This window comes from Candidatus Thiodiazotropha endoloripes (genome assembly GCF_001708965.1).
In the GTDB taxonomy this organism is placed as follows: domain Bacteria; phylum Pseudomonadota; class Gammaproteobacteria; order Chromatiales; family Chromatiaceae; genus Thiodiazotropha; species Thiodiazotropha endoloripes.
On the sequence record NZ_LVJW01000003.1, the window covers coordinates 117,084 to 129,878 of the forward strand.

A 12,795-nucleotide genomic window follows, 5' to 3' on the forward strand; every position below is an offset into this window, starting at 1 on the left:
TTGCAGTCGAGTAAAAATGAGAGATTACAAATCAATCTCGAATCCTACTGCTGAAATCTGACCGATGGATTCGAGTTATAAAAACTGAATTCTGATGCTTCCACAATAAGTATTGGTTGAACAGTGTTATATATTAATCACCAAGGAGATTCTCAGATGAAATCGGTAGCCAAGAGTACCTTAATATCACTTTGTCTTTTATTTACCAGTTCCGCATTCGCAGTCGATCTGCCAGTCAAAACGGATAAGAGTTATATCTCACCAACATCTGTTGCCGGTGCCACCACCGTAGACAGTGCCAAAGCACACGAACTCTGGAAAGCCAGAGCCTGGTTTATCGATCCACGTAAGCCGGAACAGTATGAAGCCGGCCGTATCCCTGGTGCATTGAATATTGAGTATGATCCGGGTACTCCGAATCAACAACTGACTGCAGATACACTGGCTGCGGAAGTCCCCAAGGATGAGGCGGTGGTCTTCTATTGCAACGCAGAGGGTTGTGATCGCTCCAGTTGGGGTGCCGCCTTGGCTGTGGAGTGGGGCTGGAGCAAAGTCTATTACTTCAGAGATGGTTTTCCAGGCTGGACAACGGCAGGTTATCCGGTTGAGTGATAGCGAAGCGGTGCGCTGGGAGTGATTCTCGGCGTACCCTGACAACTGCAAACGACCTGGTTGAAGCTCCCTTCGGAGACCTCTGATGACATTGCTAAATCGACTTTCGCTTAAGCTCAGGCTCAGTCTCGTGATAGGCCTGGCGACGCTGATTTTTACCATTGTGCTGTTCTCTTTGGGGCAGCATCTCTACGAAAAGAAAAACACGGACTATCAGATGGCCTACTTGGCTGGCCTCGATGATCTCTGGCGGGCCATCAGTGAAAACGAACGTTCAACCATGGCAGCAAATTTCACTTCACTGACCCGCAATCGAAAACTCAGCGCATCCCTCTATCGTTTTAAAGAGGAGGGTGTTAAAGACGCGGTAGGACCAACCGCAACCCGTTTGCAGGCGATGGGGATTGCTGACAATGTGATGATCGTTGCCAAAGATGGCCGTATCGGATTTACCTCGCAGGATGGTGTTACACAGAGTCCGGAAGTGGCAAATCAGGCTATCGCATCGGGCAAGTCGGCGGATGGCTTTGAGCTGACGGCGGATGGGCGTTTGGTGAATCTGGTGGCGTTTCCGATCTATGACCGCTCTGATCTGGTTGGTGTCGGTGTCTATGAAAAAGAACTCGATGCCGTTGCTGAAAAAATCAAAGCGGCTAATGGCAGAGAGATCATTTTTATGACCGATGCCGGCAAAGTGGCTGCCACGACAACAGATATCTATCCCGATCTGGAGAATCAACAGGATGACCAACAGAGTTATCATGAGATCAGTTGGCAGGAGAGTATCCAGGGCGTTGGCTCACTGCCCTTGATCAGCAGTGATGGCAAGGTGGTCGGCAGAATGGTGTCGATGGAAGATATCACTGAAAATGCCAACTCCCAGCAGAGACTGATCCTCATCAGTTACACCATTGCCGTGGTGATGCTTGGCTTGCTCATGCTCGGGGTGATGCTTTATATGAAGACGGCATTGAAGCCGCTCGATATGGGTGTGCAGCATATGGAGAGAATCGCTTCCGGCGATCTTTCTCAGGATATTACCTGCAATCGCAATGATGAATTCAAACGCTTGCTGGGTGCGATGCAGAGAATGAACCATGACCTGAGCGGATTGGTGGGTAAGGTGGCCAATACCTCCGAGAGTCTGGTTATGACTATAGATGAGGTAAACAACTCATCTGAAAAAACCAATCTTGCGGTGACGCACCAGAAACAGGAACTGGATCTGTTGGCGACATCGTTGAGTGAAATGACTGCCAGCGCAACCCATGTCTCAGAGAATATCAATCATCTGGCAAGCTCCGCGACAGATTCGATGACCGCGACAGAAGAGGGCAATCGGATCGTCAAAAAGTCGGTACAGAGCATCGGTACCTTGACTGAAGAGATCCGTAAGGGCAGCGATGTCATCCAGACTCTGGTTGATGAGAGTCAGCAGATTGGCGTTGTGCTCGAGGTGATCAAGAGTATTGCTGAACAGACCAATCTGTTGGCACTGAATGCGGCGATTGAGGCCGCGCGGGCCGGTGAACAGGGAAGAGGTTTTGCGGTGGTGGCTGATGAGGTGAGAACCCTGGCTGGCAGAACCCAGGATTCGACCAAAGAGATAGAACAGATCATCTCCGCGCTACAGGCGGGGGTCAATGAGGCTGTTGAGGTTATGGCTGTCAGTGTCAACCATGCCGAAGAGTCATCACAACAGGCAACCACCATTGGAGATACCCTGGACTCCGTACAGCAGAAGATTGAACTGATCAATCAACTCGGCTCCCAGGTCTCTGCGGCGGCTGATCAGCAGCGGGCCACTACCGAGGAGATGAACCAGAATATTCAGAGAATCTCCAAAAGTGCCGATGAGACTTCAACCCAATCCAACAACACTAGCAGTGTTGTACGGGACCTGAAGGGGCTCTCCAAAGTCCTGACTGAGGAGATGGATCGGTTTAAGGTCTCTTAGTGTTAACGGGCGCTAACCAGACGGTGAATTCCGCTTACACTGGTGCAGTGAGTTTTCCGTATCAAAAAAATGGCCTGAGTTGATCAGGCCATTTTATTCCAGGTTCGGTTGACTGCTGGAGATTGTCTATTGAAGGGCAGGATTGCTCCACACGAGCTGGATCATTGCACTGCGCCTTATCTCAATCAGACGATCGGTAAACTCCTGGATATTCTCATCCAGCAGGTCAGCCAGTTCCAGTTTGCTGACCCGTTCGGTGATCAGCTCGGCTCGCTGATTAAAAAGGATCTGGATCAACTGCTTGTCACGGGCTCTGGAGATGGGAATCACCAGTTGAGATTCAGTGCATCGGGTTTCTGTGGAGAGTTCCTTACGACGCAGCAGCAGTTCCTGGTCAAGCGACAGGATTTCAGCATCGATGTTGTCGATGACCTCCAGCTGCTCATCCATCAGGGCAAACAGATTGTCCACACCCTCTTCAACCCAGTTCTGGATCTCCTGAAGGTGTTGAGTTTTGATCAGCTGCATGATCTCGAGCGAGTCGGACATTGAGATCAGGTGTTCGAACACCTCGATCCAGCCCTCTTCCCGATAGTTGAACATTTTATGCATGTAGTGCAGCAGCAGGCCGACCGATTCACTGTAGTCGTAGCTCGGAAAGCTCTGACTGACCGTGTTCAATATGTCGGCAAAGTTGACCGCAGTACGGGTGAAGGCACGGTCATTGTTGATGCGCAGGCCCTGAGAATAGATATGGTTCAAACGCTTCAGCATACGGCTGTAACCGTCCGCCCTGAGCTGACTTTTGTTGGAACGGATGAAGCCGGAGACTTCGTTGAGCATCGCACGCAGCTGATCGACGTCGACGACGCTCTCCTGATTTGACAGGGTGTGCTCAAGATAGTCGAAATACTGCTTGATAATATGACACGACTCATCCTGAGCGAGTGTGGGTAACTGCTCTATGCTGTTGATTCTAAATGGGGTTACCCCATTTGTTACAGCTTGAGTCTGTGTCTGTGTGCTGTTATCCATGTCTCTCAGTCGGGTCGTAAGTAGTAATATACTGCTTCACGAGATACTGTATTAATAATTGCTTATATAGTCAAGTATTTTTGGACAATCCACTCTATGGTATTGTTCATCCGCGAACCCACATGAGGCATAACGGCTAAATTGGTGGTAACTTTAGCCTGGATCTGCCATTTTGTGACTCTAACTCAATGAAATTATTGAGTTAAAGATATTTTTTGTAAAAAAACAGTAAATTGTGTGCTTATTCCTGATCTTGGGTGAAGGGGGGGAGTAATGACTAGAAGGGGTATTCATGAATAGTGCAAATACAGCTTGGATCATGGCATCAACCGCCTTGGTGTTGTTTATGACGCTACCGGGGCTGGCAATGTTTTACGGCGGCCTGGTGAGAACCAAGAATGTTCTCTCCGTACTGATGCAGTGTTTTGCCATTGCCGGCATGGTATCGATCCTGTGGTTGATTGCCGGTTACAGCCTGGCCTTCGGCGAAGGCAACGCCTGGATTGGTGATTTCAGTCGGATTCTCATGTCAGGTGTCGGTAAGGAGACACTGTCTGGCGATATTCCGGAATCCCTGTTCATGCTTTTTCAGATGACATTCGCCATCATCACACCGGCACTGATTGTTGGTGGTTTTGCAGAACGCATGCGTTTCTCAGCCATGCTGCTGTTCAGCGCCATCTGGTTGTTTCTGGTCTATGTGCCGATTACCCACTGGGTTTGGGGTGGTGGCTGGCTCGGTAGCATGGGTTTGTACGACTTTGCGGGTGGCACCGTGGTTCACATCACCGCCGGTGTGGCCGCTCTGGTCGCAGCCATGGTAATGGGCCCCAGGCGTGGCTTCGGTACAGCATCCATGATGCCCCACAACATGACCATGACCATTGCCGGTGCCGGTATGCTCTGGGTCGGTTGGTTCGGCTTCAATGGGGGCAGTGCACTGGCGGCAGACGGCAGTGCCTCGATGGCGATGCTGGTCACCCACATCTCTGCGGCCACGGGTGCGATGACCTGGCTGGTTCGGGAGTGGATCAAGTTTGGTAAGCCCAGTGCTTTGGGTGCGGTTACCGGTATGGTCGCCGGTTTGGGTACGATCACACCAGCCTCTGGCTTCGTTGGACCGGCAGGTGCCCTGGTGATCGGTCTGCTGGCCGGTATCATCTGTTTCTCAGCCACCAACTATCTGAAACAGGTACTTAAAATCGATGACTCTCTCGATGTCTTCCCGGTCCATGGGATTGGCGGTATTTTGGGTACCTTGCTTGCCGGTGTCTTCTCCTCCACCTCACTGGGTATCTTCTCCGGATATGGCTTTGCGGATGGCATAACCTCCATGGGCGGTCAACTCTGGGTGCAGTTCATTGGGGTTGTTGTCACCGTCGTCTTTACCGCTGTGGTCACCCTGGGCATTCTCAAGCTGGTCGATGCGTTGATCGGTCTTCGGGTCAACAAAGAAGAGGAGATTGAAGGCCTGGATATCGTTCTGCACGAAGAGCGTGGTTACAACGAAATCAGCTGATCGCCGGGTTAATAGATGGGTGCGTCATCTCGTGACGCATCCATCAATACCCGCTGCGGGTCTGACCCTGAGCTGTTGCTGAGCTGTTGACTCAAGGCTTTCGATAGCTCGCCAATGCGCTGTCGGTTTCATGCAATGATACTTGCACCACCGGATAGCCGCCAGCTTCGACATAATCAAAAATCAGCCGTGCAATATTTTCTGCCGTTGGGTTGTTGGGCATCACATAGACCGACTCACCGGCTTCCTGAAGCAGGGGCAATACCGGATCATCACTGTGCAGCAGCATATTGTGATCCAGGTTCTGATTAACCCACTTTTTGACGTAATCACCGATCTCCGAGAAGTCACAGACCATTCCCAACTCATCAAGCTGGGTGGACTCAAGGTGGATCACCGCAGTCGCGTTATGGCCGTGTAGATGGCGGCATTTTCCCTTGTGGTTCAATAGCCTATGGCCATAGCAGAAGTGTATCTCTTTGGTAACCGTATACATTGTCTGGGTCAGGTGAATAAATCAGTCGGCAAGTATACGGGGTGGTGGTTGGCTTCGCCAGCCTGAAGCAGTTGGTGTGACCGCTGGAGGCGGTAAAGGAATTTCCCTGATTGCCGTTAGTAATATCAGGCCTGTAACTAGCATATTCCCATGAGTGATACTGAAAATTGCGAGTTTTTGGATGCCGCCAGAGAAGCGGTTGAACAGCTGAAGAAGCTGTCAAAGGATTATCCACATCTGACCACCCAGCCGGTACGCCATGCCCTGGATAACTGGAACGAGGATATGTTCCGGCGCGGAGAACTGATCTGGGAAGCCTATCAGAAGGTGCTGGCGGAAAAGAGTGCCGTTGAAACCCGCCTCATAGAGCTGGTCGATAGCTATCATGTGGATGACGCAATCGATATCATCAACAGTGAATTCGGTAAGGATATCAACTACTACGATCTGATCGACGTGGTCGGTAAGGATCGCTATATCGCTGCCTTGAATCGTGAGGCGGTTGAGCTGCAGGTCAACTGCATCTCCCCTGAACAGACGGCTGATCTGTGGAATGGCAGCGGTAAGCCGACGGTTGGCGGCGATCGGTGGACTGCTACCGCGGTAACCGTACTCATGGGTTGAATCAGTCCCGATCCCTCAGTCGCGCGTCAGATAACAGCCTGTATAAAGATGGCTATCACTCATCATGAAGCGCCCGTGGAATTTCAGTTCTGCCGGGAAGGGAATGGTGTTCTCTGCTGAGGGAATGAATTCGAAGCTCCGACTATCCACGTCAATGCTCAATGATACGGATTGAAATCCCATGTGTTCACCGATTAGTGGGTAGTAGCACTTATAGATGCTCTCCTTGGCACTGAAGATCAAGCGCTCCGGCAGAGAGCTGTCTGCCTCCATGGTGACCTGATCCTGGGGTGTGTGGATGTATTGGTCGACCCCCTTAGGCAGCGGTTCGAGCGGTTCCACATCGATGCCCAGGCTGGCCAGTTCAGTGGTTTTTGCACATACCGCCACACATTCACCACGGCAGTGACTGATACTGCCGAGAAAGCCTGTTGGCCATAATGGCTGACGTTTTTCGTCACGCAACAGCGGTTCCCAGGGGGCGCTCAACTTTTCCAGGGCCAGATGGGCAGCATGGCGTCCAGCGCGAAACTCCTGCTGACGCTTCTGCACGGCCTTTTCGATCAGCTTCTCTTCTTCCTTGCATAGCGGGGTAGTCCACATGGCCTGGTCTGCCTTGACCAGCATGGCGCAGGATGGAAACAGCTCGGCAAGTTCAATCTTCATCACGGTCTGAATCGGGACTTAAAAAACTGGATTGTAACAGCAGGATGCATTTATCCCTGCATATCGTGTTGAGTGTTACAGAATTAACCGCATGGTCCAGCAGGTTGATCCATAACGCCTTGACCTCAAGCTTCCATCCATGCAATGCTCAACCCATGAATCAGATCAAACCGACCAACAAGATGGTGATTATGCGCCGACTGTTCCTCTGGGCAGTGGGTGATCCATCTGTGGTCAGAAGATCCGGTTAGAACGAAAGTTTAAATCTCAGGATTTTTTAATAAGGCCGCCGATGGAAACATCTGCGGCCTTTTCTATTATGGGAGGTGTCAAAATGTCTGTGCCAGCAGCCTATATGGGGGTATTGCTGATTTGGGGTACCACGCCCCTGGCCATTCAATGGAGTGGTCAGGGAGTGGGCTATCTGTTCGGTGTAACGGGGCGTATGGTGATCGGTGTGGTGCTGGCCTTGTCCCTGTTGCGTCTGATCGGACTGCGACTGGCATGGCATAAGAGGGCGCGACACACCTATATGGCAGCCGGTCTGGGTATCTTTATCGCCATGACCTCAGTCTACTGGTCTGCACAGTACATTCCATCCGGCTGGATATCGGTCATCTTCGGGCTGTCGCCGATCATTACCGGTCTGATGGCCCGCTATTGGTTAAACGAAAGAGGGATTGACGCTTCGAGGCTGGTGGCGGTATTGATCTCACTCTCCGGACTGGTCGTCATCTTCAGTGTCGGCATCAAAGCGGGCCCTGAATTTGCGCTGGGACTGTGTGGCATGTTGGTTTCCGTCATAACCCATTCCGCCAGTGCAGTCTGGGTGAAACGGATCGATGCTCAACTGCATGGACTGGTGGTGACAGCGGGTGGTTTGCTGGTCGCAGTACCCCTGTTTCTGCTGAGTTGGTTCATCCAGGGGGAGAGTTGGCCCCAGGTGATCGGAGAGCGGGCTCTGGCATCGATCGTCTATCTCGGGATCATCGGCTCAGTGCTTGGTTTTGCCCTCTACTTCTATATTTTGAAGAGTGTGGAGACCACCAAGGTTGCACTGATCACACTGATCACTCCGCTGTTTGCCCTGTTGGCCGGACAGTGGCTTAACGGTGAACAGATTGATCAGCGGGTCTGGTTTGGTACCGGGTTGATCCTGTTGGGTCTGGCACTGTTTGAGTTTTGGGGTAGGGACCTGGCTCAATTCCGGTTCAACAGGGCAAGCGAGAGTGAAGGCCAGTAGGTGATCACCAATACCGCGCCGAAAAGGAGCAGAAACCAGGGAAGGGTGGCGCGGTATATCTCCGCAATCGGCTTGCCGAACCGGTAGCTGGCGATGAACAGGTTCATTCCCACTGGGGGGGTGAAATAACCGATCTGCATATTGGCCAGAAAAATAATGCCCAAGTGGATTGGGTCGATGCCATACTCCAGCGCAACCGGTAGCAATAGTGGAACCATCAACACCAAAGCGGAAAAGATATCCAGCATGGTACCGAGTATCAGCAGAAAGATATTCAGCAGGATCAGAAAGGTGAGTGGATCGTGAACCCGCTCATGCAGCCAGTTGAATAGCATCCCAGGTACATCGCTATCGATCATATAGTTGGTGGATGCCAGGGAGAGGCCGAGTATGACCAATATGCCGCCGACCAATAGCATAGCCTCATGCATGATACGGGGTAGCTGGCGAAACGAGATCTCCTTATGGATCACCATTTCAACAAACAGTACGTAGACTGCGGTAACCGCCGCTGCTTCAGAGATGGCGAAGTAGCCACTGTAGATACCGCCAAGCAGGATCACCGGCAAGGGCAGTTCCCATGCGGCGGCTTTGATTGCGCTGCTGGCTTGTGCAAAGGAGAAGGGGGTGAGTTGCAGATGGCGACCGGAGTAGAGTCCCCAGGCCATGAGGATGAACAGCATCAGCAGTCCGGGCAGAATGCCGGCGAGAAACATATCATCCACTGTGATCGAACCACCGATACCCAGCTGTTGGGCCACCACGGCATACAGAATCAATGGCAGCGCCGGTGCGAAAAGCAGGCCCAGGCTGCCTGAGGTTGTTACCAGACCGAGGCTGAAGTTCTTTTTGTAGCCGGCCTGTTTCAATGCCGGATAGAGCAGGGCGCCCAGGGCCACGATGGTCACACCGGAAGCGCCGGTGAAAGCGGTAAACAGGGCACAGGCGATCAGGGCGACAAAGGCCATGCCCCCTGGCATCCAGCCGAGCAGGGACTGGGTCAGTCTGACCAGACGACTTGGCGCATTACCTTCACTCAACAGATAACCTGCAAACGTGAACAGAGGAATGGCAAGCAGGACAGGGGTCTCTGCCAGTCGGAAAAACTCGATGCCGACCACTGACAGGTCGATTTCAGATTGATAGAAACCCCAGAGGGCTCCTGCACCAATCACCGCAAACAGTGGTGCCCCACTCAGTGCCAGCAGGATCAGGCCGATGGTGACGATCATGCGGTTTTCCTATCCATCAGATGCAGTGGGATGTTGACGATGAAACGGATGGTCATGATGGCAAAGCCGATCGGTATGATGATCTCCCCAATCCAGGCCGGCAGTATGGAGAACAGTTGGGTGCCATCCTGCCACTCGAAGTAGACAAAGCGGGCGGAGTGCCAGGCGATCAAGCCGCAGATCAGGGCGCTGAACAGATCATGCACCACGCTCAGCAGGGATTGACCGCCTTTTGAGAGTACATGGGATAGCAGGTCAATACGTATGTGGCGATTCTCCCTGGTGGCGGCAATGGCGCCTAGCAGGGCGACCCACAAAACCATGATGCGCAAGCTGGGGTCTGCCCAGATCAGACCGGAGTCAAACAGATTGCGCAGCACGATCTGACTGCCTGCCAGCAGTATCATGCCACCCAGCAGAATTGCAGTGAGCAACTCTTCGAAGCGATGGATGATCTGGCGAATGGTCTGGAGCATATTTTTCATGGGGATCGATTATAGCGGCTATCAAGATCGATAGTTATTCCGGTTTGTAACAGATGTTTCAACTGGATGTGAAACCGGTATCCATTCTTTACGACCAGTGACAATAAGCGTGATCAGTTGCGATCAGTGTCGATTTCACGCTCTGGTTTCAGTATTCGGCAATGATGCGTTCTGCGGCAGAACGGAATTGGGATTAACGTATGTGTACCGTGAGCCAGATACAGTGAGGTTGGTGGCTGGTTGTCAGCACACGATGGGGCGTGTTGGCTGGGATCAGTACACAATCCCCACGATGAAGATTGTGTTGTGTGTCATCCATTTCCAGTTTTGCGCTACCCTGCAGAATGCTGATCCATTCGTCATGCGGCTGTTGCAGATTCTCAGTGACACTGTTCGGCGGACTCAGGATACGCTCGATCGTAACGTTTTTCCTGCTCAACAGAGTCTCCGGAGTCTCCTTCTCTCCATCAGCCTTATCTGGTCTGAACAGATTCATTTCCGGCATGGCTAGCGATACCTGCAGTGTGAGTGATTGGTTTAGGGATACCGGCTGTTATCTATCGATGACCAAATCCATATCGGTCCTTCGGGTCTCAGTTGGATATCCCTCGCAACGATACTCAGTTGCAGAGAGAGTGACATTCTCTCCGCATCGGTCATCCACTGCAAGCCTCAAATAGAGCAAAAGACCAGACACATTGTCTTGAATGTGCTCCATGTTGGTACGGGTGGGCTACCACCCGTATCAATCCCGCCTCTTACTGGAGTGAGTGGGTCTCATTTAAACTGGATTTGAGTGCGGTATCGCGACGATTGATCAATATGTCTTCAGTCTGGTTTGTGATTGGATTCGAATCGCGCTGCTGCCTGATCAGGTTCTGCATCTCTTCCAAGAGTTCGATTGAGACGACACCATCATTGCGCAAACTCCTCAGCGTTAAGTTGGCATGCTTTTCCCAGGCCTGTTGCTGTTGTTCAGTCGGGCTGATGAACTCTATGCCCTGTTTTTTAAGAGCAGAGAGCGCGGCGATATTGTCTTTACGATTCTGTTGGTTGAGTTTGACGAAGGTGGATTGGAGCGTCTGTTTCACCAGCTCCCGGTCGGCTTCAGTGAGTTTGTTGAATGCCTTCTCCTTGATCACCAGCGTGGCGTAGAGATAGGCGAGCGGGACCTGAGTCAGATAGTTGACCCGGGTATGCCACTGCAGTGCGATCGCCCCGATGGGGGCACTGGCGATGGTATCGATCAAGCCGGTCTGAAGGCCGGTCAGTACATCGGTCAACGGCAGGGGGATCGGTGAAATGCCCAGTTTGCTGAATATCTCCGCGTTCACCTTGTCGCCTTCCGGTATCCAGATCTTGAGGCCTTTCATGTTATCGGTGGTCTTGACTGGTGAGTTGGAGAGCAGGTAGGCAAATCCCCCTTCACTCAGGCCGAAGCTGATGAAGCCCTTCTTTTGCAAGCCACCGATGATCCGTTTATCCATGACCTCACGTACCGCATCCACCTCTTCGAGGTTGCGGAACTGGAACGGCAGTGTGTAGATCTGGGCGTCTGAGTAGATGCTGCTCAAGCCGCCACCGGTAATGGCGCCGCCCTGCAACTGGCCGATCCGGATTTTGCGCAGCACGCTGTTGTCGTTACCCATCACCCCGCCTGGGTAGAAGCGGATTTTCACCCGTCCTTCGCTCTTTGCATGGATCTCTTTCGCTGCCGCCCGCATCTGTTTCATCCAGCTGGTGCCATCCGGTGCCAGAGTGGCGATTTTCAAAGTGGTCTTGGCATGACTGACTGGGACCAGCATAAGTGTCATGATGAGTATGGCCAGAAGGCGGAGCATGTGTCTAATCCTCAAAGGTGAACGAGTGAAGTTGGTGTTAAAGCTCTGTCGTATATACGTGAGACTGATCCGATTGGACTCATTCAGGTTGTATGTCATTGGGGTTTGTGGGGTTAATGCTCTTTTACCCCAAGGCGCTTTCCACTTTGCGGTGCACTCGGTTGATCCGACTACCGTAGTATAGATGCTCACTGTTTACAAGATGTTACGCTCTCTGGAATCTAAAAATAATCCTCTTCAATCAATGACTTGGCTTGTTGCTGTGCCATGATGTTACTCAATGTCAGACCGTTTTTCACCGGGTCGGCCTGCAATACCTCATTGAGTAACCTGTCATGTAGAGTTTTATCAAAAACCAAACGGGCATAGTGTCGAGCGTATTCCAGTTTCACCATCAGGTCCTGGCCTTCGGAGTAGTTCAATGCCGACTCAAAATGTTGCTTGCCAAGTTCCGGTTTACCACCCAGCGCAGGAGGGATCTGACTGCGAATAACACCCAGATAGAGCTGGGCGCGACCCTGCTCATAGCCCGGTTCCTGATCAACCACCCGCAGCAACAGGGACTCGGCTTTGGCCAGATCAGCGACCGCATTCCAGTCATCGCTGTGTGCCTGAATCCAGCCTGCCCAGGTAGCGCCATAGAGATAGAGATCCTCCAGGTTGGGCTCTTCAGTCCTGGCCAGGGTGGCGGCAAACTGCTCATATGGCTTGTTGCTGTCGCGGCAGATTTCCGGTTCAGCTTCACAGAATCCTGTGGTGGCGTAGTCCATGGCTTTCTGGCTGAGGTTCTTCTGCCGTTGTGGATCTTTGACCAGTCCGCCTGCGTAAGCACCATAGAGTCTGGCTCCTGCATAGAGCAGATCACGATCGTCTGGGCTCTCCGCAATGAATGAGTCGAGCAGCAGCAGATAGGCCGGTGCACCATACCGCACCAGCTCAGGGTCCGTCTGATTGAGCATCGCATTGGAGAGGTTTGCTGCCAGGCGACTGGTTGACAGTGAGCTGCAGCCGCTATCCAGGAGTAGTGTGGCTGCGCAGAGCAGTGAGACAGTGATGATGCGACGACGACGGTTCTTGATCATCCG

At 52.1% G+C, this 12,795-nt stretch carries 13 protein-coding genes; 5 read left to right on the top strand and 8 right to left on the bottom strand.

Going from position 1 to position 12,795, the window contains the following annotated elements:
• The first annotated feature begins 156 nt into the window (after positions 1-156).
• Positions 157-612: a rhodanese-like domain-containing protein gene (locus tag A3193_RS00530; protein ID WP_083218234.1), complete on the top strand. Its 456-nt coding sequence runs from the start codon at positions 157-159 to the stop codon at positions 610-612.
• Positions 613-697: 85 nt separating this feature from the next.
• Positions 698-2,569: a methyl-accepting chemotaxis protein gene (locus A3193_RS00535; protein ID WP_083218530.1), complete on the top strand. Its 1,872-nt coding sequence runs from the start codon at positions 698-700 to the stop codon at positions 2,567-2,569.
• A 126-nt stretch (positions 2,570-2,695) separates the two neighbouring features.
• Here A3193_RS00535 and A3193_RS00540 read toward each other — a convergent pair whose 3' ends face one another.
• A complete protein-coding gene (locus tag A3193_RS00540; protein ID WP_069004258.1) occupies positions 2,696-3,604 on the bottom strand; it encodes a hypothetical protein in 909 nt (302 codons plus the stop codon).
• 292 nt (positions 3,605-3,896) lie between these two features.
• Between A3193_RS00540 and A3193_RS00545 the strand changes: the two genes are divergently transcribed.
• Positions 3,897-5,123 (top strand): ammonium transporter, encoded by a 1,227-nt coding sequence (locus A3193_RS00545; RefSeq protein ID WP_083218236.1) that lies wholly within the window; start codon positions 3,897-3,899, stop codon positions 5,121-5,123.
• 91 nt (positions 5,124-5,214) lie between these two features.
• Here the strand turns inward: A3193_RS00545 and A3193_RS00550 are convergent, their stop codons facing one another.
• Positions 5,215-5,619, bottom strand: a complete 405-nt coding sequence (locus tag A3193_RS00550; RefSeq protein WP_069004259.1) for a 6-pyruvoyl trahydropterin synthase family protein — start codon at positions 5,617-5,619, stop codon at positions 5,215-5,217.
• Between the two features lie 150 nt (positions 5,620-5,769).
• Here A3193_RS00550 and A3193_RS00555 point away from each other — a divergent pair, with 150 nt between their 5' ends.
• The gene (locus A3193_RS00555; RefSeq protein WP_069004260.1) at positions 5,770-6,243 is read left to right on the top strand and encodes a hypothetical protein; all 474 of its coding nucleotides are present in this window, start codon (positions 5,770-5,772) and stop codon (positions 6,241-6,243) included.
• A gap of 15 nt (positions 6,244-6,258) precedes the next feature.
• On the opposite strand, the gene A3193_RS00560 is transcribed toward A3193_RS00555, so the two are convergent.
• Positions 6,259-6,909, bottom strand: coding sequence for a 4'-phosphopantetheinyl transferase family protein (locus A3193_RS00560; protein WP_069013780.1), 651 nt, complete (start codon positions 6,907-6,909; stop codon positions 6,259-6,261).
• 334 nt (positions 6,910-7,243) lie between these two features.
• On the opposite strand from A3193_RS00560, the gene A3193_RS00565 reads away from it, so the two are divergent.
• Positions 7,244-8,152, top strand: coding sequence for a DMT family transporter (locus A3193_RS00565; protein WP_069004262.1), 909 nt, complete (start codon positions 7,244-7,246; stop codon positions 8,150-8,152).
• Here the strand turns inward: A3193_RS00565 and A3193_RS00570 are convergent.
• The 5 genes from A3193_RS00570 to A3193_RS00590 all read right to left on the bottom strand — a co-directional run bounded on the left by A3193_RS00570 (position 8,110) and on the right by A3193_RS00590 (position 12,792).
• A complete protein-coding gene (locus tag A3193_RS00570) occupies positions 8,110-9,384 on the bottom strand; it encodes a TRAP transporter large permease (RefSeq protein WP_069013781.1) in 1,275 nt (424 codons plus the stop codon). The two genes, A3193_RS00565 and A3193_RS00570, sit on opposite strands and share 43 nt — an antisense overlap.
• Positions 9,381-9,869: a TRAP transporter small permease gene (locus A3193_RS00575; RefSeq protein ID WP_069004264.1), complete on the bottom strand. Its 489-nt coding sequence runs from the start codon at positions 9,867-9,869 to the stop codon at positions 9,381-9,383. The genes A3193_RS00570 and A3193_RS00575 overlap by 4 nt, the downstream gene beginning before the upstream one ends.
• A gap of 193 nt (positions 9,870-10,062) precedes the next feature.
• Complete coding sequence (locus tag A3193_RS00580; protein ID WP_069013782.1) at positions 10,063-10,374, bottom strand: cupin domain-containing protein; 312 nt, start codon at positions 10,372-10,374, stop codon at positions 10,063-10,065.
• A 253-nt stretch (positions 10,375-10,627) separates the two neighbouring features.
• Positions 10,628-11,710 (bottom strand): TRAP transporter substrate-binding protein, encoded by a 1,083-nt coding sequence (locus tag A3193_RS00585; protein ID WP_069004266.1) that lies wholly within the window; start codon positions 11,708-11,710, stop codon positions 10,628-10,630.
• Between the two features lie 221 nt (positions 11,711-11,931).
• Complete coding sequence (locus A3193_RS00590) at positions 11,932-12,792, bottom strand: TRAP transporter TatT component family protein (RefSeq protein WP_069013783.1); 861 nt, start codon at positions 12,790-12,792, stop codon at positions 11,932-11,934.
• Between the last annotated feature and the right edge of the window lie 3 nt (positions 12,793-12,795).